The sequence below is a fragment of the Jiella avicenniae genome, assembly GCF_021390325.1.
GTDB classification, from domain to species: domain Bacteria; phylum Pseudomonadota; class Alphaproteobacteria; order Rhizobiales; family Rhizobiaceae; genus Jiella; species Jiella avicenniae.
Genome location: NZ_JAJUWU010000007.1, coordinates 254,982 through 279,620, shown reverse-complemented (window position 1 = coordinate 279,620; position 24,639 = coordinate 254,982). Strand labels below are relative to the sequence as shown.

Below are 24,639 nucleotides of genomic sequence, written 5' to 3'. Positions count from 1 at the left end.
CCCCCCCCCCGCCGGACCAGCCAATCAGAAAAATTTAGACACCTGCTGATGCACAACCGAGCCATCGGGGCTGCCGTTTCCTGCATCGCTTCTTTCGTCCATCGCCGCTAATTTCCTCCAGCCCTCCGCGCAGATCACTCGGGACTGAGCGGCCGCCTGCTCGCCAATCAGGCAGGCATTGCGAACCGTCATCGGCGACGATGCAGTTTGCTGGCGAGAGGTCCGGCGAAACAGAATGGCCCCACGATCTGAAAGACCAGGTCCTGAAATCCCACGGCTAACGCCGATGGAGTGCTCCTCGATCCCGCGGGTTTCCTACAACTTGAGGCTGGCGCGGGAGGGCAGCTCGGTCCCATGTCACTGACGATCTCCCTGGGCCTGCCGCGCTCGGCGACGAGCTTGTTGAGTTCGCGGACTACGCGGACCTCCGAGGGCATCACAGCTTCGTCGCAGGCTGTCCACCCGCGCCTACTCCATGACGCGGATGAACGACGAGGTCTCGACCGACATCGCCGGCGCCGGAGCAACGGCCGCCCGGTCCGCGAACGACGGCTCGGCGACGGCCTCCGCGGCCAACAACGCCGCATCCGAACCGGTGGCGACCTCAACAACGACGTCGCTCCCGATGCGGTGCACCGCGCTCGCGTAGGCGCCGGTTTGCGGCGTCGCCGGATCGCGGCTGAGGACGAGCCACAGGAGCTCGGCGTGGCCCCCGTCGAAGATCGACGCGAGCTCCGTCTCGGTCGGCGTGTAGGACGAGCCGGCCACGAACGGCGACTGCCACACCGTCGATCCCGCGACGGGCTCGACGACGCGGACAGCCGCCTCGGCGCCGTTGCCGCCGCACGCCGTCGTCGTGCTCCACTCGAACGTCACCGCGCGGGGCTCTTCCACCATGTGCCCGTCGGCGGGCGCCTTGAGGCCGGCCGCGAGGCGGTGATGCACAAGGACCCCGCCGAGCGGCCCGATCCTCCCGTCGCCGAGCGCGGACTGCAGGTACGGCATGTACTCCGACAGCGAGGTCGGACGGGCGGCGCGGGCGGCCTGCCAGAGAAGCGCCGGGTCGCTCTCGAGGGGGTCCTCCGCCGACGCGTCGTAGATGTCGAAGAGCGCGCGCTGGATCGTCAACTCGTTGCCCTCGCCGCCGCTCGAACCCGGCGGCAGCTCGGCTTCGAGGTCGTACTCGAGCGCGGAGAGGGTCGGCTTGGTGTCGATGTAGCGTGTGTCGCCGACGTCGGGGATGCCGAGGCTGTCGAGTCCCATCGCCCGCTGGGCCAGCGTCCCGAAGAAGGTCGGCCACGCCTCGCCCCAGGCAAGGCGGATCCCGGGCCCCTTGCCGCGCGACAGGCAGAGGTTCTCGTTGATGCTGTGGGGGCCGCCGGGACTGTCCGCGAGCGCGTACACCATTTGAAGATGGTGACCGTACTCGTGCATGATGTTGTCCCAGTCGTGCGCGTCGGAGCCGCCGAGGCGGATGACGCTGTTCGAGTAGTCGGAGCTGTCCGTCGCGACGCCGTTGACGACGCGCGGATAGCGGATCGTCACAAGCGGAGGAAGCTCCTGCTCGAGACCCTCCACGAAGCGCGACAGCTTGTTCGCCGCCTCGTACACCTCGAAAGCGACGTTGTTCGGAAGGCCGGTGTCGTTCGTCGCGGTGAGGTTGATGACGAGCTCGGTGCCGTCCGGCAGGTCTTCGGCGTCCGCCGTCAGGACGGAGGCGATCCTGTGGGGGTCGCCGTCGTCGAAGCGGACCACCTCCACCGTCGCGCCGGCCGCACTCGCGATGATGTAGGGGTCGATCCCCGTCCCGTCGGTGTCGCGGTTGCTGACGCTGAAGGTGAAGCGGCCCTCCGCGTCGGTTTCCGCGACGGCGATGTCGCGGTCGATGCTGGGCTCGGCGTCGACGAGGGTGATGCTCGCGAACGTGACCGGATGCGTCCCGCCGACGACGTCCGTGAACGAGAGGACCCCGCTGATCGTGACCTCTCCTCCCGCGTCGCTGCGATCCTGCGGCGTCGGCACGAAGGGGGCGGCGTCCTGCAGCGGCACCGCCGCGGGGGCCTGCCGCTCCAGCGGCAGCGGCGGAGGCGCGAGGCTCGGTGCCGGCAGGACCCCGGCAGGCTCCTCGATCCGGCGCTCGACCTCCGTCGTCGCACCGCTCTGGCGCAGGCTCCTGATTCGCTCCGCGGCGCTGCTTGCCGCCGACTCTTCCATCGCGCGCGCCCGCATTGCCGGTTCCGGCACGCCGGGCGGCATCGCTGGGACCGCGAGGATGCGCTGCTCCTCGAGCCCCTGGAAGCTCTCGCCGCCGGCGAACGCCCGGCCGTCCTGCGCGAGGACGTGGATCGTCGCGCTCTCGGCGAAGATCGACGGGTTGCCCGCTCCTGGCAGGATGCTGATTGCGACATAGCCGCGCCCCTCGCCCGCAACGGCGAGCGGCAGAGAGACAGCGACCGGCTGCCCCTGACGGATGTCGCCGAGGTTGCGCCTGTACCGCTGGTTCATGGCGACGCCGGCGTAGCTGCGCTCGCTCGGCGACAGTTGCGCGAAGCTGTCGAGGTTTCGTCCGTTGGCGACGCCGCCGTAGGCGACTTCGAGAATGCTCTCGCCGACGTCCGCCTGGGCAACGATCGAGACGACGATCTCGCCGGCGGCGTCGGCGCCAAGCCGGTCGGGATCGACGATGCTCGCTTGCACGGACACGAGGGTCGGATCAGTCGGTATGTCGACGCCGGCGGATTGTGCCGCGTCCCCGTCCTGCGCCATCGCGGGCGAACAGAGGAGGATGGCGCCGAGCGGCGCGAGGAAACCCCATCGCATGTCAACCTCCGGGCTGTGCGGGCCACGGCGCACCGGAAGAGCCGATCACGGCCTCCTCCCGTGCGAGCGCCGCGCGGAACGGGTGCTCGGGGTGGCCCGCGTTGAGCCGCCCCGCAGTCGGGCCTTCCGGTCGCCGCCCCTACGAACAGGTCGCGGTCGCAGCGTCCGGCTCGGAGACGAGCCGGACCGGCATCCGCTCACCTCCCTCGCTGAGGCAGACGTGCGCTTGGAGGTGCCGCACGACGTCCGGCATCGAGTAGCGCTTCTCGTCCCGCACCGTCGCGATGGGCTCCCACACCGGGCCCTCGCTCGGCAGTGGCGCATTGAGGACAGATTGGTCGTCGTAGGCGATGATGCCGGCGATAGTCTCGCCCACGATGACGCTGCCGATGGTCCCGAGGCGCTCGCCGCCGTTCTGGTTCTGCGCCTCGCCAAGCACATAGAGCCAAAGCGGGATCGGGTGCCCCTCCGGCACACCGAGGGTGTCGCGAACCTCCGTGAACACCGGCTCGCCGTCGTAACCGTCGAGTTGCAGCGACAGGAAGGCGACGTAGTCCTCCGCCGGCGGCAGACCGACGCCGCCGTAGTCGACCTCAGGACCCTCCGGGCCGGCCGGTCGATGTGTCGGCGCCGCGGCGCGCAGGATATTGCGGCGCGCAAGGTTCTGCTCGCTCGGCGTGTCTGTCCGCACGTCCGGCACCTCGCCTGGACGCGGCTCCGGCGGCAACGCCTTGACGGGCATGTGCGCCACCTCGGACGGCAGCTTGAGGTCGATCGCCTTCGAGCGTAGCGGCTCGCCGCCAAGTTGGAAAAATCGGGACCAGTCGACGACCGTCTCCGGCGCCATCGGCTGGCGGCCGCTGAGGTCGCTCATACCGGTCGCGGCATCGAACAGCTTGCGGCCCGCTCCGCCGATGTAGTCACCCTGTTCATTGAAGGTGTCCCTCTGCAGTGCGTAGCCGGAACGGAGCTGGCTGTGGCCGAGGCGAAACGCGGCGACGGCGAACGATTCCGGGATCTGCGTCGTATGGCTCGGCGGGACCTCGTAGAAGCGGAGCGCATCGATGACCGGCTGCGCGGAGATGCTGCCGGCGGCTTGCGGGAGCTCGTTGTCCTGCGGATTGACGCTGCTCGCGCCGAGAAGGTCGCCGGCGAACGTGGCGTCAAGGGTGCGCGGCAGGTAGTCCGTCAGGAGCACCGTCTGGTACACCATAGGCACCTCAAGCCGGCAGCGGTTGTAGGCGGAGGGGATCGTCAGCCGCGTTGCCGCGTCGGCCGTGCTCCTGCCCTGGTGCTGCGTATAAAAGTCGACGCAGTCGTTGTGCATCAACTCGAACATCGTATGGATGCCGGCGATCACCTTGTTCTCGTCGTTGCGTGGGTCGATCACCGTCGCGGCGAGATCGGACGCGCGCGGGAAGTCGAAGCCCGTGAGTGGCGCCCTCTCTAGCCGGGGCTGTGTCGTCTCGCCGTTCGCGTCGTAGGACGGGGGGCTGTCGTATCCGCCCGGCGAACGAACGACGTGGAACGCGAATCGGCCTGTTGGCACGCCCTCCCGCCGCTCGAAACCGGACACGGCGAACGCTTCCCCGTTGACTACGGCGTCTATGATCGACTCATAGCTCGAGTAGGGTCCGTAGACGCTGTCGAGGTCGAGGTCGGCCGACCGGCCGTTGGAGATCTCGAGTTCACCGCTGCCGCCTCGGCTCTCCGCCGTCGGGTCCATCGACTTCGCGACCGCCGCCGAGAGCAAGAGCGCCGCCGCGTCCGTCAGCGAAGCGGCGCCTCCCGCTCGCTGGTTCACTTCCCCGGCAGTTTGCGGACCGGCCATCGCGACCGCGGTCTGTACGACATTCTCGACCTGGCCGAGCGCCACGAGCGTCGCGGTCATGTCGTGGTCGATGAACTGGCCAAGGAAGGTGTAACCAGAGGGGATGTTCGGGTTGTCGGGCCCGTCGCCGTAGAGCGCCGACGCACTGCCCATGTGTTCGGCGCTTCTGTTGGCGCCGAAGATCGGCCGCCACTCGTCCATCTCGGCGATCTCGTGCGGGTCGCACGCGTTGCGCGCCGCCGGGCCGGCGACCTCGGCGGACGGCAGCGCTAGCGGTTCCTGCCGGCAGCGGCGCAGCGGGCTCTGCTCCGCGCAGATGATCCGGCAGAAGCGGCCTGCGACCAGCTTCGCGATCGCGCTCTCCGGGGTCTCGCTCATCGTCTCGAGCGCCTGCGAGAGGAGCCGCGCGCTGGTGCCGTGCCCCGCAGCCTGGAGGTTCGTTACGATCAGGGCGCGCGCCTGCGCGTCAATCGGGCCGCTCGACAGGGCGTTGAGCGCCTCGGTCGAGATCGCGACATCGTCGACCGGGGACTCAGCATCCGCCCCGCTCGCTTCCGCATTCTCGGGCGTCTCGCCGCCCATGGCATCCGCGAGACCGATGAGCGCCCGCGCGAGATCATCACGGCTGGCAACGACGGTGTCCGGCCCCTGCGGCTGCAGCGTCTGCCCAATTGCAGGGCCTGCAACACAAAGAGTACCCATTGCAATGAACTTCAAGAGCATAGCTCGCCTCCGCGACCAAAAGAGAATCAAAAGATTCTCGCACCGGCACGACCTCCTAAACTGCGGATCGCCGACGTTCTACCTACCAACAATATAGACTTGTAAAGTAATGAATCTCCTCGCGTTGTCAATTTGATCATCTTGAGAACATGCGTATAGTTCAAAGAACTGTCCGGCGAAACTCTGACAGACCGGAAGCGGAAGCCTTCAATGGCGCCACGAGGGAGAGCGGTCGCCCGCGGCTACTCGCGGACGTCGAGCACGATCTCGCGCACGGTGATGTTGGCGCTGCGGAAGAGGTCGTCTGCGGCGGTAACGGCCTCCGTGCCCGGCGGCGGCGCTCCTGCTGCGGCGACCGAATCAAGGGCTGCGCCCTCGGCCTCCGTACGTAGGCGGCCGAAAGCCTCTGCGTCGAGGTCGCCAAGCGCTGCGGCCACCGCGTCGGCGTCGACCGCTGCTGCCGCAGGCGGCGTGGCCGGTCCGGCGGCGACGACGGTCGGAAGGAAGCTCTCCGCCCGCAGTACGACCGTCACGTCAGTTGGCGAGGAGACACCGAGGTCGCCGAGCGCGCCCGTCAGTTCGAACGCATAGCTGCGCGACATGCCGCCGTGGGCGTGGCCCCCCTCGTGGCTCTCCAGCGCGAAGAACGCGATTGTGCCGACCCGCGCCCGGCGTCCGTCCGCGGCGGAGACGAGCTCCACGGCGATCGTCGCGCCGGGTTGCCCCTCGGCCTGCACGTCGTTGAGGCGCAGCACAGTCCGCCGCGGTCCCACCGCCCGCGCTTCGCCCGCCGCGGCCGGGTTCGCCGCGCCGGCGGCCGCCATCGGCACCACCGTCGACCGCTCGACGAGGCGGATGTCACGGGCGAGGACGCGCGGGGAGGCGGCCGGTTCCGCTGCGGCTGCGCTACCGGCGCCGGATCCTGCCGCGTTGCGCGAGCCGGCCGCGGCCACGAGGACCTGGGGAGGGTCGCGGAAGCAGGCCGCGGCGTCCACGGCGTCGTAGCGGTAGTCGATTCGACCCTTCGGATCGAAGAGCTCGGAGACCGCCATCTCCACCCGCGCTCCCGTCTCGTCGACGAAGGCGAACGTCGTCTTCATCCAGTCCGAATCGGCCGGCGACAAGGTGTCGGCGCCGTGCCGATCGAGCCAGCACGACCAAATCCGGTCGACGTTGGAGTGGTGGTGCCAGAAGATCGGGTCGGCGCCCGCGAACGGCACGATGCCCATCCGCGGCGCGAGGCAGCCGTTGCCGGTTGCGCAGTGGACGTAGCCGTGAACGGTGCCGTCGAGCGTCGATTGGAAGTCGAGGAAGTCGTCGAGGGCGAGGATTGGATCGATGTCGGTCTGTGCAGTGTCGAGTTCGACTGTCGAGCCGAACCCCGCCGTCCGACGCGGCTCGAACAGCGGATTAGGAACGGGGCCCGTCTCGCCCTGGAGCTGCGAGACGACGAACAACGCAGGCATCCGCCACGGCTCGTCGCCGGGCGAGCCGGGGTTCGTGTAATCCCAGTACGGCAGGGCGAACGTCTCGTCGCCCGATGCGGCACGCAGCACGCGCTCGAAGAAGTAGAGGTACATCCGGTGCCAGGCAAGGAACTGGTCGGTGCCGTGCTGGCACGTCGCCCAGACCTCCTCCGCGAGCGCGTCGGGGGGCGTGTTGTCCGCGAGCCCCGTGAAGAAACTGCTTAGGAACGGCGCGACGTCGGGAGCCCTCTGGGCGAGGAGCTCCTTGAAGCTCTCGATGGTCCGCGTCTCCGGACCGGCGTAGCCGTGGATCGCGGCCCAGTACTCCCAGCTGGTCCGGTACTCGGCGGAGTCCTTCGGCGCGTCGTCGCGCGACTTCATCACAGCAACCCCCTTGAGGAGGCTCGCGATCTTCTCGTCGTCCTGCAAGAAAGTCGTCAGCGACTCGCGGACGTGGGTCTGCGACAGGGCCGGTCCGCTGCTCGCGGCGAGGAGCACGAGCGCCACAACCGCCTTCTTCCGCACCATCGATGCCTCCTCCAGAAGCGTCCGGCGCCCGAGCAAATCGACATCGGCCTCCGACTTTCATCGCAGCTCGATAAGAATACCCTTTGTCGGCGATCCGGCCTCTGCAACAGAGAGCTTTTATGTATAAAGCCTCTACACAGAGAGCTTGTATGTATAAGGGTTCCACACACTCCTGAACCCTTGCCCCACTGCATGCAGCAAAGGCCAGCGGCATTCAGGCACCTCTCTTTTCGATCACAACCATACAACGTTTTTCGAGATTGACAACCTGTCGCAGGTGTTGCTTCCCTAGAGAAAGTTTTGGCTTGCTTTGTTTGTTGCATCTTTTTCCTCCGTCGGACCGCCCGGCGGCCCGACATTTTGGGAGAATGGCCGTGTTCTCACGACGAACCAGACATCGCACGCGCGGCGTGGCCGCTCTCGGCGCGACACTACTCCTCGGCGGTGTCGGAGGCGCCACTGCGCAGGACGAGGCGTCGATCCGCGACCTGCCACTCGCCGCAACACGCAGCGTCGACCGACTTGCCGTCACGGAGGACGCTCCGGCGCACGGCATGCCACCCACGGCGATGAGGGAGGCGGCCCCGGCGCCGGGAACGTCCTGTCTTCCGGGCGAGATCTGCTACGAACTTTCCCTCGCCTACGTGACCGCGAGCCTCTTCAACCCGCAGACCGGCGACAGCGACGACGTCCGCCTGAGGGCCTATGTCGGCGCCGTCGACGACCCCGGCGGGCAGGTGCCGCTGGTCGCGCCCGTCGTCGACATCGAGCCCGGCCGCACGTTCCGGCTGACGCTCCACAACGAGCTGCCGACGGTGCCGGAGATGGTGCTGCCAGGCGGCGGCCCCTGTGTCGCGACGACGACGGACCCCAACGTGCCGAGCTGCGTCAACTTCAACCGGACGAACATGCACAGCCATGGGCTGTGGGTGAGCCCGGCCGGCAACAGCGACAACGTCCTCATCAGCATCAATCCGGGCGTGTCGTTCACCTACGAGTACAACATCCCGCCCGACCACCCGGCCGGCACGTTCTGGTACCACGCCCATCTCCACGGCTCGACGGCGCCGCAGGTGTCGAGCGGGATGGCGGGGCCGCTCGTGATCCGCGGCAACCGGGCGCCGGTTCGGGACGCCGCGGGCGGCTGGGCGGTGCCGGGCGACGTCGACCTCCTCCTCCCCGCGTCGGACGCGGACGGGCTCGCCCCGGTGCGCGACCGCATCCTCCTCCTGCAGCAGATCGCCTACGCCTGCCGCGACGCGGCCGGGCAGATCAAGACGGACGCCGACGGAACGTGGCGCTGCGACCCGGGCGACGTCGGCGGCGTCGAACCGGGGCCGGTCTCCGCGTTCGACCAGCTGACCCCGGCGAGCTGGCAGAACTCCGGCCGCTACACCGCGATCAACGGCGCGGTGGCGCCCCGCCTCCCCGACGCGACCGCCGGGGCCGTGGAGCGCTGGCGTCTCATCCACGGCGGCGTCCGCGCCTCGGTGAAGCTGCGCGTCCGGCGGATGACCGGCCCCGATCCGTCGCAGCCGGTCCCCTACGCCGACATCGCGCGCGACGAGCGGGACGATTTCGTCGCCGAGAACTGCGACGGCGACCGCGTGCCGGTCTACGGCCTCGCGACGGACGGCCTGACCCGGCCCACCCTCGACGAGCGGACCGACACCTGGCTGCAGCCCGGCTACCGGGAGGACGTCCTCGTCAGCTTCGACGCGCCGGGTTGGTACTGCCTCATCAACGGACGTGTCGAGGACGCGGAGGCGCTGAACGCCGACGGCACAGAGAGCGTGCTGATCGGGCGCATCTACGTCGCCGAGGCGGCAGCGCCGGTGACCGGCAGCGCGGAGGAGCGGATCGTCGACGGCATGGTCGAGGCGACGGAGGCGCGTCTCGACGAGCCGGCGCGGAGCGCCGTGGTCGCCGACCTCGGCAAGGGGCGGCTCGCCGCGTTCGTCAAGCACCGGCCGGTGGAAGATGGCGAGCTGACCGGCGACCAGTCGGTCGCCTTCCGGATCTACAACGCCGATCTGCGGCCGGGGATGGCACAGATCGCTTTCGAGATCGGCGAACTCGGTGTCGACCTCGCCACCGGCGGCTTTGTCGTGCGGAACGCCAAGCCCTACGACGCGAACGTGATCGACCGCCCGCTCGCCCTCGGCGGCGTCGACGAGTGGCTCCTCACCTCGCTCGGCGGCGGTGGGCACCCGTTCCACATCCACGTGAACCCGTTCCAGATCGTCGACATCCTGAAGTCCAGCCGGACGCGCAGCACCCGGACATCAATCCGCGCGACCGCTCCACCTGGGTCGACGTCAGCGGCCCAGGCGATCCGGACGAGACGCAGTACGCAAACCTGAAGGGCGTCTGGAAGGACACGATCTTTACGCTGCCTGGCCATCTCGTGCGCTTTCGCACCCGCTACGAGCGCTACATCGGCGACTTCGTCCTGCACTGTCACATCCTCGACCACGAGGATCAGGGCATGATGCAGAACGTGCGGATCGGCATTACCGACGGCGATGGCGGCATCGCCATTGGACACCACTGATGACCCGACCGACAACCGTTCCGCCGCGACGCCCGGCTGTCAGCCTTGCCGCGATCGCGCTTGCTGCGGTCGCAGCCCTCGCCGCCGGGCACGTCGCCGCGCAGAAGAAGGACGACGCGGCCTACTCCGCGGCCGATCTCGCCGGCACGTGGACCTACCGCAGCTTCCACAACTATCCGGAGCGGATCGGCGATGACCCTGGCCGCGCGCTCGCCCTCTTCTTCGCCGAGGCGGCGTTCGAGTTCGCCCCCGCCTCCGGCGACAGCTTCAAAGGCGTGATCGACTAGGGCTCCGGCGGTCTCGACCTCGAGGGGATCGTTAGCGAGAACGCGGACGGCGTCGCGGTGCGCATCGTCGGCCATGGCCGCCCGGGGACGCAGACGGACGGCTGGCGCTACGACTACGACGCGCGGCTCGCGCGCCGCTGGCCAAACGGGTTCGACCAGATCCCCTCCCTCGTCGGCACCGTCATCAGGGTCAACCCGCACGGCCCGGCCGAGGCCGGCTACGTCGCGTCGTTCATCGCGGTGAAGCAGCCCTAGGCGCCGGATCGGCGGTCCGACCGCGCTCGCGCCCAACTGGCGCGAAACACAGGAGATTTCAGGATGAAGCTTCGCATAGCACCCTTCGCCGCGTCTTCCGCCGCGCTCCTCGCCTACGCGGCACCGTTCGGGACAGCGTCGGCCCAGAATGGCATCAGCGTCGAGGCCGACGCCGAGATCGCGGGCGAGCTCTCCCGCGCTCCGTTCGCCGTGCCGGAAGGGATGGCGTCGCGCTCGCTCACCTCCGAGCGGGCCGACATCGATCCGTTCGCGGAAGCGGAGGCTGCGGCTGCTGCACCCGCCGACGTCGACCGGGACGGCGACGGCCTCACCGACAGCGAGGAGGCGCAGCTCGGCACCGACCCGATCAACCCCGACACCGACGGCGATGCCCTCCTCGACGGCTGGGAGGTGCACGAGGTGAACGGCATCGATCTCCGCGCGATGGGCGCCTCGCCGCTCCATCGGGACATCTTCGTCGAGATGGACTTCATGGTCCGCAACACCGGCGGCGCGTCCGTCGACTTCCGCCCGACGGACGCGGAGAAGCGGCGCATCGTCGAGTCCTTCGCCGGCGCGCCAGTCCCCAACCCCGACGGGCTGCCCGGCATCGCAATCCACCTCGTCGACGGCAACGAGGTCCCGCACGACAGCGACCTCCGGCCGGTGGTTTCCGAGTTCTTCGCGATCAAGGCGGCGCACTTCGACCCCAACCTCGCCCCGCTCTTCCACTACATGATCTGGGAAGACGGCTACGACGCGACCACCTCGAGCGGCCGCTCGATGGGCATTCCGGCATCCGACTTCGTCGTCACCCTCGGACGCTGGCCGACGCCGGGCGGGACACCAGACCAGAAGGTCGGCACGTTCATCCACGAGCTCGGTCACAACCTCGGCCTCACCCACGGCGGCAGCGATCACGTCGGCTTCAAGCCAAACCACCTCAGTGTGATGAACTACTCGTTCCAGACGCGCGGGGTGCCGTTCTTCGCGGAATCGCGGTTCGAGTACCAGCGGTTCGCCCTGCCGGGCCTCAGCGAGACCGCGCTCGACGAGAACAACGGCCTCGGCCGCAACCCGTCGCTCCTCGGCTACCGGACGATCTTCAACTCGCCTTCCGACGTCTTCACCGAGGTGCCGGCGCACGCGTCGATCGACTGGGACGTCGACGGCACCGTCGAGAGGGCCCCCGTCGCGGTCGATATCAACGACGACAACATCCGCAACATCCTCGCCCCGACGTCGAACGAGTGGGCGCAGATCATCTACAACGGTGGCTCCATCGGCTCGTCGCTGTCGCTCTCCGGTGCGATGGCGTCCGCCGAATCCTCCGCCGAGCCTTTCCCGGTGGAGGAGCTCACCGTCGACATGCTGCAGGAGATCGAGACGGAGGTCGCACGATAAGCGGCCTCCCGGAGCCGGCCGTCACACGCGGCCCTGAATATCGTCCCGTCGAACGCGCCGAGGGCCCATGACCGACACCATCGTCCGCGCCGCCATTCACCCCGGCATCGGCATCGCCCGGATCGGCAACGGCGAGGAGCACGTCCTCGCGCCGCAGCTGAAGACGCCGCCGCCCCGTGCCGCGGGCGAGATGCACGACGCGGATGGGCTCCTGAAGCGCGAGGCGGTGGAATTCCGCGTCTACGGCTACGACGCGGCCGGCAACGTCGTGCGCGAGCTGACAGCGCCCGGCGACGAGATCGTCTGGACGGTACACCTCGCGGCGAAGAAGGCCGGCTGGTACAAGTTCAGCGCCGCGATGGACCTCCCCCAAGCCGCCGGGCTGAGAGTCCTCCGCCGCAACCCGGACTACCCGGTCGCCTCGCGCGACGACCTCCGCATCGACCCGGGGCCGATCGAGGTCGCGGGCTCTGCGGGCGAGCGCGCGACCGCGACGGGCGCCTTCCGCTGGAAGGGCGACCCGGTGGACGTGACGCTCGGCGAGGCGAGGGCGGCGGCGAACGGCCGGCTCCTTGTCCTTTCCGGCAAGGGGGTCTCCGCCTCCCCGGAAGGGCTTCCGGTGTTCAACTCGTCCGAGGAGGACGGCTTCGCCAACGCAACCGGCTGGTACGACGACGTCTCGGACGGTCCGGTCGACGCCACGGTGCGGATCGGCGGCCGCGAGATCCCGTGCGAGGGCGCGTGGGTCGCCGTCGCGCCGCCGAACTACGCGCCGGACATCGTCGCCTGGCGGACGCTCCTCGACCTCCAGGAGGAGCTCTGGCGCGGGGCGGGCTGGCTTGAGACGCCGCGGGAGGTCTCGTTCTCGCGGCACATCCTGCCGATCCTCTCGCGTCTGACGCTGCTCCAGTGGGTGAACAAGGGCTTTGCGGCGATGTTCGGCCGCAGCGGCCCCTTTGACTTCACCGACCCGGCGGTGGTGGGACGCCTTTCCCGCATCCACGGCGCCGACGACACCTTCGCCCAGCTCCGCCGCGAGATCGCGTACGCCTTCAGAGCGCCGACCCCTGCCGCGACCAACGCGAACGACTGGCCGTGGATCTACGGCGACGCGTTCGGGAGCTTTGCCGCGACCGATCCCCTCACCCACCTGCCGCTCGGCCCGGAGGCGTTCGGCTGGCTACAGCGGTGGGTGCGCGGCAATTTCGTCGCGGACTGGGATCCTGATGCGGCGCACCCAGTGACGATCGACGAGCTGCCGGTCGCAGCGCAGCCCGCGATGCTCAACCGCGCGCCGCTCCACTTCTGCCTCGCCGACGCCTTCCATCCTGGCTGCGAGCTGACGTGGCCGATGCGCCACCTCTCGGTCTACAGCGCGCCCTTCCGGATCCGCCGCGCGGACGCGCCGACGCGGCAGGAGTTTGGCGACCGGCTCGACCGTGCCGACGTGTTCGCCGTCGCCGGGCCGCTGCAGGGTCAGGGTCCCGGCGACCTCACCCGCTGGATGGCGCTGCCTTGGCAGGCCGATACCGCTGGCTGCCGGTCGGGCTACGATCCGCGCACCGATCCCTACCTGCCGACGTTCTGGCCGGCGGCGGTGCCGAACCACGTCCTCTCGGAGGATGACTACGCCGTGGTGATGGACGCTGGCCGACCGCGGGAGGACCGGCTCGACGCCTTCCACCGGCGGCGGAGCTGGTACGACAGTCTCGTCGGCTCCGAGGATTCCATGGAGCTGATGGTCCACCAATTCGCCTCGATGGGTGTCGTCGAGCGGCGGCCAGGGCCGGCTGACGACCCGGACTTCCCCGATGCGATCTACGTCGCGCGCGTGCCGCCGAGCATGGCGGGGCTTGCCGAAGCCGCTCGCGCCGCCGCTGAGCCGGCTCCCGCGACGCCGGCCGACCGGCGCGCGCAGGCCGCCGGGTGGCGGAGCGAGGCAGAACGAGCACTCTTCGCCGGCGCCCGCCAGCGCAGAGGCGCCTGACCGGCGCCTCCCGACCATGACCACTCGCAACCTACCGGTGCACGACACCGCCGTTCTCGTCGTCGGCGGCGGGCCGGCGGGATGTGCGACGGCGCTCTCCCTCGCCCGGCACGGCGTGCCGTTCCTCATCGCCCGCCGCCCATCGCCGGCGCGCGGGTACGGCGAGCACCTCGCGCCCGAGGCGAGGCCTTTGCTGCGCCAGCTCGGCGCCGAGGGGGTGTGGCAATCGCCCGCCCACCGCCCTTGCGCTGCCTTCAGGGTCGCGTGGGGTTCGCGCGCCTTCCTCCGCCGCGACGCTGTGTCGAACCCGGATGGCCCCGGTCTCGCCCTCGACCGCGCCGTGTTCGACGCCGATCTCGCCGCGCTCGTCCCGCCGGACCGCACCCTCCCCGTCGGCCACCTTGTCGAGGTCGCCCGGGACCGCGGCCGATGGCTCGCCCTCTTCCGGAACGGCGGGTGGGCGCTGGCCGTCGCGGCGGACATCCTCGTCGACGCGACGGGCCGTGGCGCGGCGTGCTCCCGACGGGTCGGTGCCGAGCGCCGGCGTGGCCCCGACCTCGTCGCTCTCCACCACCGTGGCGTTCCGACCGAAGCGTGCGCCGACGGTGGCGCGTTCTCCATCGCCTCCGGGCCTCAAGGCTGGTGCTATGCCGTCCGCCTCGCCGATGAGTCGCTCGTCTCCGTCCTCGTGTGCCTGAGCGAGCCCGCTCTCGCGCGCCCTGCGTCACGCGCGGCGTCCTGGCAGGAAGCGCTGCGGTCGCTTCGCCTGCCCGCCCCGAGGCTGCCGGAGGGGGCGGCTCCGCGTCTCGTTCCCTGCGGCCCGCAGCAGCTCGCGCCGCCGGCCGGGGCCGGATGGCTCGGCGTCGGCGATGCCGCCGTCGCGTTCGATCCGGTCACCGGCGGCGGCATCGCACGGGCGCTGCAGTCGGGCATCGCGGCAGCGGACGCGGTCGCGGCGCACCACTCCGGCGACAGTGCCGCGTTCGGCCGCTATGCCGAGGCCGAGCAGGCGACGGCGGTCGCTCTCGACCGCGAGGCGCTGCGCACCTACCGGAGCGCCCGCGAGAACGGGGCGTTCTGGCGCATCATGGCAGCGGACTGAGGACAGCGGCCGTCAGGGGCCGGAAAGGACCGGCAGCACCGCCGCGTTCGCGCCCGTGCGCGCATAGAAGCGCCGGAGACGCTCGACGGTCGTGCTCCCCTGAACTGATGCGGTGGATGCCCCCACGCAGCGGCATCTTATATGCGATGACGGTTCTATAGGAACCAAGCGGAGGGCGCATAAATGACGAAGATCAGCATGTTCGCGATCGACCTGGCAAAGGGAAGCTTACATGTATGCGCCGTCGGAACGGATGGGGCGGTTCGCTACAATCGGGCGCTGTCGCGGCCGCGTTTGATGGCATTACAAGCCGGCGAACCGGCTTGCGTGGTGGCGATGGAGGCCTGCTCGACGTCACATCACTAGGGCCGGGTGGCGAAGGCGCACTGCCACGAGGTCCGGCTGGTTCCGGCCGTCTACGTGAAGCCTTTCGTCAAGCGCCAGAAGAATGACCGCGCGGATGCCGAAGCGATTGCGGAGGCGGCATCGCGACCCTCGATGCGCTTCGTCGCGGTGAAGAGCTCCGAGACACAGGGCCGTGCAGTCGCCTTCCGTACCCACCAGTGCCTGGTGCGGCAAAGGACGCAACTGATCAACGCGCTTCGTGGCCATCTGGCCGAGTTCGGACTTGTGGCGCCGAAGGGGCCGGCGAACCTCAAAGTGCTGGAGGATGCGCTCGCCGACAAGGCCAGTGATCTGCCTGCCGTCGTGCGAGAGATGGGCGCGATATATCTTGGGCAGATCGCGCAGCTCACGGAGGTGATTGAGCGGCTGGCGGATGAACTTGAGGCAGCCTCGAAGACGGACACGGAACTTCGAAGGCTCTGCACCATACCTGGGATCGGGCCGGCAACGGCTGGCGCCGTCGCGGCCTTCGCGCCGGACCTCGACACGTTCGACAGCGGGCAAAACTTCGCGGCTTGGCTGGGCCTCGTGCCCAGGCAGCGGTCGACGGGCGGCAAGTCCAAGCTGGGATCGGTCAGTAAAATGGGCCAGACCGACATCAGGCGGCTCCTCATCGTCGGCGCCATGAGTGTGATCCGGTGGGTGGTCCGCAAGGGTGGGAGTGCGAACCGCTGGCTCGCGGATCTCGTCGCGCGCAAGCCGAAGATGGTCGCTGCTGTCGCGCTCGCGAACAAGATGGCGCGCATGATCTGGGCCATCACCATGAAGAAGGAAGATTACCGGATGGCGTGACCTGAAGCCCCTCAGGGGAACAAGGCACGGCATGGCCCCAAGGCCGGGGTGAGCGATCGACGAGGAGTAGGCGACACAGACTTCGAAGTTCAAGGCAGGGACATTCAGCCCCGGGGCTCGAGCGCATGCCGATGTGAACCCCGCTTTACGAACAGCATACCGGCCCGTGGCGTCATCAAGGCCACATCGAGAGGCCTGACACACGTCCGATCGAAGACCCCGCCGCCGAAACACCAAAGATTACGCATGCCAAACAGGGGACATCGACCCTCCTCACGAGCGAATTCGATATCCATCCCAGCCCCCTATCAAGCATCCCGCAACGTAAGGTTAGGGCATCACCCGCATCCAAATCAAATCAGGAACTTTGAGCGTGTTCTCATCGATTTCCGCTCAAGCCGGTGGATGGCCCTGCTCTTGTAGATTGTGAATGGCTCCAGCTATCCTCGAATGGCGAAGAGGGAGCGAATCATGCAGGCGTTCGAATTGGATCGCTACGTTATCGGGCGACATGAGAGCTTCTCGCGCTCGTTCACGACGATCCGAGCCGAGGATCTGAAGCGCGGGGTGGATGAAATCTATGATAGCAAGACCTTTTGGCCCGCCCCTCTACTTGCCATCAATCCGCGATATGAGTCGGGAGAAGATGCCAACGAGCTGTCGGCCAAAGGACTGATCGCACCCGAGACGGCTACGATCTTCCAGACGCAGAGCGGGCGCCCCTTCACCTTCCATCGCCATCAGGCGCAGGCGATCTCTAAGGCAGCGAGCCGAAAGCCTTTTATCGTTACGACCGGTACGGGCTCCGGCAAGTCCTTGTGCTTCCTCGTTCCGATATTCGACGACGTCATACGGGCGAAACTCGCGGGAAAGCCAAAGGCGATAAAGGCGATCATCGTCTATCCGATGAACGCGCTCGCTAACAGTCAGGCCGAGGAGATAGAGAAGTATCTCGGTGCTGCGAAACTGCCTGACGGTCTCAAGCCACGCGCGGCCAGATACACCGGCCAAGACAATGCGGAATATCGCGAAAAACTGCGTGCGGATCCGCCAGACATCCTCCTCACCAACTACATGATGCTCGAAATGATGCTGACGCGTGGCGACGAAACCGACCGCGTGCTCCTCGAACATGCCAATGGCCTGCGCTTCATTGTTCTCGATGAACTTCATACCTATCGCGGACGGCAAGGCGCCGACGTCGCCGTACTCGTTCGAAGATTGAAGAACCGCTGCTGCAAGGGGGATCAGGAGCCCTTGTGCATTGGCACGTCCGCGACGATGCAAAGCACCGGCAATCAGGACGACAAGGCTCGTGCGGTCGCCACCGTTGGTTCTAAAATCTTCGGTGTCGAGTTTTCTCCCTCAGACATCGTGGACGAAACACTTCGCCGCGCGACTGACGAGCGGATTAAGCTCGAGGACGCGATCCGCGAAATTGCGGGGGCTGTGCGTTCGCCCCTGCCCGATCCGGCGCCGGACTCGGTGCTGAAATTTCACCCTCTGGCCGTTTGGCTCGAACTGCACGTCGGGCTAGAAGGTGGGACCGAGTATCGCCGGCGACGCCCTTCCGAGCTCGACGCAATTGCAAGTGACCTCTCCGACGAGACGGGAATCGAACTTTCCACCTGCCAGTCGGCGATTGAGAACTTCATGACCCTCGCCTCGCGCCCGGACTGCGAACGCGGTGGGGACGCGACAAGCCAAGCAGCATTCATGGCATTTCGTCTTAATCGGTTTGTCGCAGGTGCGGGCGAACTTCATACGACTTTATACAAGGGCGACAGACCCGTGCGCGTTTCGGCGCAAACCCATGATCCCGACAACCGCGAAGCTCGGCTCTATCCGACGCGCTTCTGTCGAGTGTGCGGTCAGGAATATCACGTCGTGAGGCGCGAAGTCCGGAACGGTTCGGTACGCTTTTTGCCGAGGGACATTGATCAGGTTCCCCTTGCCGAGGAAGACGATGACGAACGATCCGGCTATCTCTGTCCGGACGACGACGTGCCGGACTTCGCGAACGATACAGAGGGCATTCCCGACACCTGGATCGAGCAGGGCGCGAAGGGAGCGAGGCTGAAATCCGCACGGCGCAAGCAGATCCCCATCCGTACGACGATCATGCCCAGCGGGAGCGTCGATGCCGTCGGCGCGCCGTTCTGGTTCGTGCCGGGTCCCTATCGCTTCTGCCTGCGTTGCAGCGATCAGCCAACAGCCAGACGCGAACGCAATAAGCTCGGGGGTCTTTCTGGGGAAGGCAGGTCGAGCGCTACCACCTCGATCACCACGGCAACGCTTCAGTGGATGAATCGCTCCGGAGATGTGACCGAGGAAAGCAAGCGTAAGATTCTCGGATTTACCGACAACCGGCAAGACGCGGCGCTCCAGGCTGGTCACTTCAACGACTTCGTCTTCGTAAGCCTTCTGCGCGGTGCCATTCTTCGCGCACTCCAGACTGCCGGAGAGGATGGGTTGCGACCCGAAGACTTCGGTAGAGCGCTGGCCAAGGCCTTCGGCTTTTCAGGAAGTGAGCGGACTCGGCGCCGCTTCTGGATGTTGTCACCCGAGGTGGGTATCGGTGCCTCTCAGACAGCTGAGCGAGCACTGCGGGACATCCTCGCTTATCGACTCTGGACGGATCTGCGGCGGGGTTGGCGCTATACCAATCCTAACCTAACCGGCTTGGGCCTCATGACGGCGAATTTTGTGGGTCTGAGGGATTTCTCGAGCCGAGACGAAGTCTTTTCGGGAACGGTGCTTGCGCAGCTCTCCACGCCAATTCGAGCGAGCCTTTTCGAGGTTCTTCTAGGTGAAATGCTGGAAGGACTTGCCATCGCCAGCGAGCTTCTTGCTAAAGTCGAACTCGACGCCCTGTCCCGACGGTCGCGGGAGAATTTGACCCATCCCTGGGCAATCGACAGGAGGGAAGATCTCCGGTCGGCCTGCATCCTCATGCCGGCCCCTCCGCGGCGCGACGACATTGGCCGCCGGGATGCAGCCCAGATCCAAAGTGCCGGGCCGCGAAGCCGGATCGGTCGTCGCCTGAACGAGACTTTGCGTCGGTTTAATCTACCAAGACTAAAGCTCGACGACCTGTCGGAACTGACAGAGCATCTGCTCACCTCCCTTGCCGGCGAGGGCTATGTCAGGGAGGTGCCCGGCGTCGGCGGCCAGAAGGCGTTCCAGCTGATGCCGGATGCCCTGGTTCTCAAAAAGGGCGAGAAGACGGAGTGCGTCAACGGCTTCTTTGTTGAGCACTATGAGGCAATTGCAGACGATCTTGCGAGACTGGATGTCTCAACGCTATCGCTCGAAGCTCGTGAACACACCGCGCAGGTCGACAATGCGACCCGTGAATGGCGGGAGGAGCGCTTCCGTTTCGGCGTCAACGATCGGACCAAGCTCGACACTAAGCTCGTCGAGATGCGCGAAAAGAACGAGCGACCGGACTTCCTCCCCGCGCTCTTTTGTTCGCCAACGATGGAGCTCGGCGTCGACATCTCTGAACTGAACGCGGTCTATCTTCGCAACGTGCCGCCAACGCCTGCCAACTACGCCCAGCGCGCCGGCCGGGCCGGGCGCTCGGGACAGGCGGCGCTCGTCACCACTTATTGCGCCGCACAGAGCCCGCACGATCAGTACTATTTCGAACGCCGCATCGACATGGTCGCAGGCGTCGTCCGAGCGCCGGCGATCGACATCACGAATGTCGATCTCGTTCGCTCACATCTGAACGCCGTCTGGCTGTCGCATCTGTCGGTTAAACCCGTATCAGGGGTTAGGGACAATATCGCCATCGAGGCGGATGGGCTGCCGCTAGAGCCGGAACTTGAGGAGGCAATCCATGATCCCAATCAGAGACGCTACGTCGCACCCACCATGCGACGCGTGCTCGACAGCATTCTGGATACTAAGCACATCGTCATCCCAGACGAACTCTCCGACCGTGGAAATTTCGTCGAGACAACGCTAGCGCAGGCGCCAGGCGAATTCGACAGGGCCTTCGAACGCTGGCGGGGTCTATACGACAGCACCAGCAGAAGGTTGAAGGAGGCCAACCAGAAATCCGAAATGGCGGCACTCTCGGCCAAGGATCGCAAGGAGAATTCCGAACTCCAGCGTGAGCTGAACGCCGAGATCGCCTATCTGATGAGTAGCGATGTCGGCCAGTCATCGGACTTCTACGTCTATCGTTATCTCGCGACTGAGGGGTTCCTTCCCGGCTACAACTTCCCGCGTTTGCCCGTTTATGCGCGGATCGCGGAGCAAATCGGTGGGCGCGGAACCACCTATCTCCAGCGACCACGCTTTCTGGCAATCGCCGAGTTCGGACCGCGCAGCCTGATCTATCACGAGGGCCAAGCGCTTCGGGTCATTGGCGTCAAACTGCAGGCAGGCGATCGAGATTCCGACGGCAGTACGATTCGCACCAGCCAACTGACCGTCTGCAACTCATGTGGCGCCGCACATCATCGAGGCATGGAGCGCTGCCATGCCTGCAACGCCTCACTGGCCGATGCCGAAGAGATCAAGCGAACTCTTCGCATCCAGAGTGTCGAGACCGAGGTGAACGAACGCATCACGGCCAATGACGAGGAGCGGGTCCGCGAGGGCTTCGAGATTCAGAGCGTCTATTCCTGGCCGCAGCGCAACGGTGTCATAGACTACACGCAGGCCGAGCTTTTCGACGGCGACGCCAAGGGCCCCTTCGCAACGCTTCAATATGCTGACGGCGCGCGCATCATGCGCGTCAACAAGGGACTACGGCGGCGCAAGAACCAGTCGATCCTCGGGTATGGGCTCAATCCGCGCTCAGGACGGTGGGTCGCTGGACTCGATGAGCAGGACGACGATGCCCCAGCCGCAGACCCCGAGGCGAAGGGCGCCCAGCGTGTCGTGCCCTTTGTCGAAGACACCAAAAACGCGCTTCTCATCCGATTCGCCCGGCCGGAACAATATGATGATTGTGTCCATGCAACGGTTCAGCACGCACTAGTTCGCGGCATCCAGGTCGCCTTTCAACTAGAAGAAAGCGAGATCCAGGGAGAGCCGCTTCCCTCTCGCAACAAGCGACGTGCGATCCTGACATACGAAGCGACGGAAGGTGGCGCAGGTGTCCTTCAGAACCTGATCCTAAATCCGGAAGGCCTGCGCCGGTCTGTGGCCGCCGTCCTCGACCTCATGCACTACGAGAACGTCGATAGAGCCCTCGCGTCCGGAGACCCCGACGACCTCGTCGATAAAACCGAAGCGCGCTGCGTCCATGGCTGCTACCGGTGCCTCCTCTCCTATTACAATCAGCCCGAACAGGAGCTGATCGATCGGAGAAATTCCGAAGCGCTCGCTCTGCTTCTTGCTTTTGGTCGCGCCAAACTGACTTCATCAGCAGGAAGAGAGGACGCCTATCCCGTCGAAGTCGAAGCAGCGGCGCATGAACCAGGGCCCGGCTGGCCCGCTGCCTTCGCCCAAGCCGGCCTCCCAGCACCAGACAAGATTCAGGCCGACATCGGCGGCACACGATGCGCCTATTCCTGGTCCGACTATCTTGTCGCAGCCCATCCTGAACCCATCGACAATGCCTTGCGGGCGGCCGCCGACCGGGCCGGCTGGAGCCTTGCGGCGCTTCCCGAGGATGCTGGCGCCGGCGTGCCAGATGAACTGAAATCTCTCCTCGGAGTGAAGACATGACGATCCGCTTCAACCCTGGCGATCTCGTTCGGGCTCGCGGCCGCGAGTGGATCGCGCTTCCTTCGGCAAGCGAAGACCTGCTTGTGCTGCGTCCCCTGTCGGGGAGCGAGATGGAGATCGTACATCTTGCCCCGGCGCTCGAAGCGCTGCCGGTCGAACCTGCCCACTTCGATCTGCCGAGCGAGGGGCCGCTCGCGCTCCAGGCGATCGCCGCGCTCCTGTCCGATGCACTTCGTCTTTCGCTGCGACGAGGGGCCGGACCGTTCCGCTCCGCGGCGCATTTGACCTTCGAGCCGCGTGCCTATCAGCTGGTGCCACTCCTGATGGCGCTGCGCCAGCCGGTGCCGCGCCTCCTCATCGCCGACGACGTCGGTATCGGCAAGACGATCGAGGCCGGCCTTATCTTGCGTGAATGGATCGATCGCGGCGAGATCGACCGCTTCGCCGTTCTTTGCCCGCCCCATCTTGTCGAGCAGTGGACCGAGGAGCTGAAGGAGCGCTTCGGCATCGACACGGTCGCCGTCACCGCGAGTTCGGCCAAGCGACTCGAACGCGGGCTCGCCGCCTCCCAGACGCTGTTCGACGCCAATCCCCACACGGTCGTCAGCCTCGACTACATCAAGGCCGAACGCCGCCGCGACGCCTTCGCCCGCGCTTGCCCGAACTTCGTCATCGTCGACGAGGCCCATGCCTGCGTCGGCACAAAGCAAGGATCCAAGCAGCAGCGCTACGACCTCTTGTCCGATCTCGCTGCGGATAAGGAGCGGGCGTTGATCATGCTGACGGCGACGCCCCACAGCGGCGACGAAGAGGCCTTCGCGCGGCTCCTGGCGCTGATCGATCCCAGCTTCGCCTCCATGCAGTTCGAGGACCAGGCCTACCGCCAGCGCCTTGCCCGGCATTTCGTCCAGCGACGACGCCGCGATCTGGAGGAAGGGGGCTGGGACGACGAACGCGTCTTCCCGAAGCACAACACCCGCGAGTTCCCCTACGACCTCGATTCCGCTTCTCGCGATTTCCACGAGTCGGTGATCGACTACTGCCTTGGCGTCGTCGAAAAGGCCGGCGAAGGCCGTCGCGAGCGCCGCCTGGCGCTCTGGGGGACGCTTGCCCTGATGCGCTGCGTCGGCTCTTCCCCGGCGGCGGCGGCCAGCGCGCTGAGGACGCGGGCTTCAAATGAGGCTGAACGGATCGAGGCACAGGTCTACGACGAGGACGGTGACGACGAGGACGCCGTCGACCTTGAACCGGCGCTCCCCGCCGGCGAGACCGTCGCGAGTTTCGAAACCGAAGGCGATCCGGCACTGAAGGGCCTGATCGAGACGGCCGAGCGGCTCCGGAAGGCGCGTGATCCAAAGCTGGAGGCGTTGGTCGATCTTCTCAAGCCGCTGATCAACAAGGGCGCCAAGCCGGTCGTCTTCTGCCGCTACATCGCGACGGCCGATCATGTCGCGGCCCATCTGCGCAAGGTTTTCCCGAAGCACGACGTCCAGGCCGTCACCGGCCAGCTCACCTCGGAGGAACGCCGGGACCGGGTCGAGGCGATGGGCGAGACCGAGCAGCGCCTGCTCGTCGCGACCGACTGCCTGTCGGAGGGCATAAACCTGCAGCAGGTCTTCGACGCGGTCATCCACTACGACCTGTCGTGGAACCCCACCCGTCACCAGCAGCGCGAGGGCCGCGTCAATCGCTACGGTCAGTCGGCGCCGGAAGTCTATTCGGCGATGATGTATGCGACCGACAGTGCGATCGACGGTGCCGTCCTTGAAGTCGTCATCCGCAAGGCCGAGGCGATCCGCAAGGCGACCGGTGTCACGGTTCCACTGCCCGACGAGCACGGCCCTGTCACCGACGCCTTGATGAGCGCGATGATCCGGCTTCGCGGCCGCAAGGATCCCCGCCAGATGACCCTCGATCTCGTCTCCGACGAGGGCGAAAAGTTGATGGAGAGCCGCTGGCGCGACGCAGAGGAAAACGAGAGGAAGTCCCGCGCCCGCTTCGCCCAGAATGCCATGAAGCCAGAGGAAGTCCGGCCCGAATGGGATCGCGCCTCGACGCTTCTCGGCAATGCCGCGGATGCCCAGACCTTTGTCGCCGCGGCGATGAAGCGCTTCGATGCGCCGCTGGAGGCACGGCCGAAATACACGGCCGCCCATGTCGCCGATCTTGCTCGCCCCCTGCGGGAGCGCCTGTTCGAAAAGGGACTTCAGGACGAGGAGCGGCTTTCGCTCAGCGAGCCGGCCTCCGCCGGTACGGCCTTTCTCTCCCGAGCCCATCCCTTGACCGCGACGCTTGCCGAGGCGCTTCTCGAAGGCGCGCTCGACCCACAGTCGATGCCCGATCTCGGCATCGGTCGACGCGGCGCCTGGCCGACGCGGGCAGTGGACAAAAGGACGCTCGTCGCTCTTCTGAGATTGCGTTTCCAGCTGACCGTCCACGGCAAGACCCAACACCTGCTCCTCGCCGAAGAGGCAAGCCTCGTCGCGATTGCGGACGGTGCCATCGTCGCGACCGGCCTTGAAGCCCGCGCCCTCCTTGCGGCGGAGGCAACACGGGACCTTGCCGATATCGCGCGTGAGCGCATGGTCGAGCGCGCCGCAACGGAGCTTCCTGCCTTGATGGAGGGCGTCATCGCCGCCCATGTCCGCGACCGCGCCGCGGCGCTCGCCGAGGACCACGGTCGTGTGCGCCAGGCGACCGCCGGGCTCGCCGGCACGCCCTCGCGGGTCACGGTCGAGCCGGTGCTACCGCCGGACGTCATCGGCCTCTTCACGCTCATTCCCGAACAGAACTGATC

The 24,639-nt window shown here is 66.9% G+C and carries 13 protein-coding genes and 1 pseudogene; 10 read left to right on the top strand and 4 right to left on the bottom strand.

Going from position 1 to position 24,639, the window contains the following annotated elements:
- Positions 1-24 precede the first annotated feature (24 nt).
- The 4 genes from LZD57_RS08970 to LZD57_RS08955 all read right to left on the bottom strand — a co-directional run bounded on the left by LZD57_RS08970 (position 25) and on the right by LZD57_RS08955 (position 7,368).
- The gene (locus LZD57_RS08970; protein ID WP_233719265.1) at positions 25-192 is read right to left on the bottom strand and encodes a hypothetical protein; all 168 of its coding nucleotides are present in this window, start codon (positions 190-192) and stop codon (positions 25-27) included.
- Between the two features lie 276 nt (positions 193-468).
- On the bottom strand, positions 469-2,853 hold the full coding sequence (locus tag LZD57_RS08965) for a transthyretin-like family protein (protein ID WP_233719264.1): 2,385 nt from the start codon (positions 2,851-2,853) through the stop codon (positions 469-471).
- A gap of 106 nt (positions 2,854-2,959) precedes the next feature.
- Positions 2,960-5,374, bottom strand: coding sequence for a peroxidase family protein (locus LZD57_RS08960; protein ID WP_233719263.1), 2,415 nt, complete (start codon positions 5,372-5,374; stop codon positions 2,960-2,962).
- A 242-nt stretch (positions 5,375-5,616) separates the two neighbouring features.
- Complete coding sequence (locus tag LZD57_RS08955; RefSeq protein ID WP_233719262.1) at positions 5,617-7,368, bottom strand: tyrosinase family protein; 1,752 nt, start codon at positions 7,366-7,368, stop codon at positions 5,617-5,619.
- A 374-nt stretch (positions 7,369-7,742) separates the two neighbouring features.
- Between LZD57_RS08955 and LZD57_RS08950 the strand changes: the two genes are divergently transcribed.
- The 10 genes and pseudogenes from LZD57_RS08950 (at position 7,743) to LZD57_RS08905 (ending at position 24,637) form a co-directional block, all read left to right on the top strand.
- Positions 7,743-9,731 (top strand): multicopper oxidase family protein, encoded by a 1,989-nt coding sequence (locus LZD57_RS08950; RefSeq protein WP_233719261.1) that lies wholly within the window; start codon positions 7,743-7,745, stop codon positions 9,729-9,731.
- Entirely contained in the window at positions 9,653-9,922 is a 270-nt protein-coding gene (locus LZD57_RS08945) for a multicopper oxidase domain-containing protein (protein ID WP_233719281.1), read from the top strand. The genes LZD57_RS08950 and LZD57_RS08945 overlap by 79 nt, the downstream gene beginning before the upstream one ends.
- Complete coding sequence (locus tag LZD57_RS08940) at positions 9,922-10,209, top strand: hypothetical protein (RefSeq protein ID WP_233719260.1); 288 nt, start codon at positions 9,922-9,924, stop codon at positions 10,207-10,209. Before LZD57_RS08945 ends, LZD57_RS08940 begins: the two co-directional genes overlap by 1 nt.
- A gap of 57 nt (positions 10,210-10,266) precedes the next feature.
- Positions 10,267-10,464, top strand: coding sequence for a hypothetical protein (locus LZD57_RS08935; protein WP_233719259.1), 198 nt, complete (start codon positions 10,267-10,269; stop codon positions 10,462-10,464).
- A gap of 63 nt (positions 10,465-10,527) precedes the next feature.
- Positions 10,528-11,868 (top strand): metallopeptidase domain-containing protein, encoded by a 1,341-nt coding sequence (locus tag LZD57_RS08930; protein WP_233719258.1) that lies wholly within the window; start codon positions 10,528-10,530, stop codon positions 11,866-11,868.
- Between the two features lie 67 nt (positions 11,869-11,935).
- Entirely contained in the window at positions 11,936-13,855 is a 1,920-nt protein-coding gene (locus LZD57_RS08925) for a LodA/GoxA family CTQ-dependent oxidase (protein ID WP_233719257.1), read from the top strand.
- 37 nt (positions 13,856-13,892) lie between these two features.
- Entirely contained in the window at positions 13,893-14,957 is a 1,065-nt protein-coding gene (locus tag LZD57_RS08920; protein WP_233719256.1) for an NAD(P)/FAD-dependent oxidoreductase, read from the top strand.
- Between the two features lie 183 nt (positions 14,958-15,140).
- Positions 15,141-16,154, top strand: a pseudogene (locus tag LZD57_RS08915) (IS110 family RNA-guided transposase).
- A 471-nt stretch (positions 16,155-16,625) separates the two neighbouring features.
- Positions 16,626-21,842 carry a DEAD/DEAH box helicase gene (locus tag LZD57_RS08910; protein WP_233719255.1) on the top strand — a complete coding sequence of 1,739 codons (5,217 nt, stop codon included), beginning with the start codon at positions 16,626-16,628 and terminating at the stop codon, positions 21,840-21,842.
- The gene (locus LZD57_RS08905; protein ID WP_233719254.1) at positions 21,839-24,637 is read left to right on the top strand and encodes a DEAD/DEAH box helicase; all 2,799 of its coding nucleotides are present in this window, start codon (positions 21,839-21,841) and stop codon (positions 24,635-24,637) included. Before LZD57_RS08910 ends, LZD57_RS08905 begins: the two co-directional genes overlap by 4 nt.
- Positions 24,638-24,639: the final 2 nt, after the last annotated feature.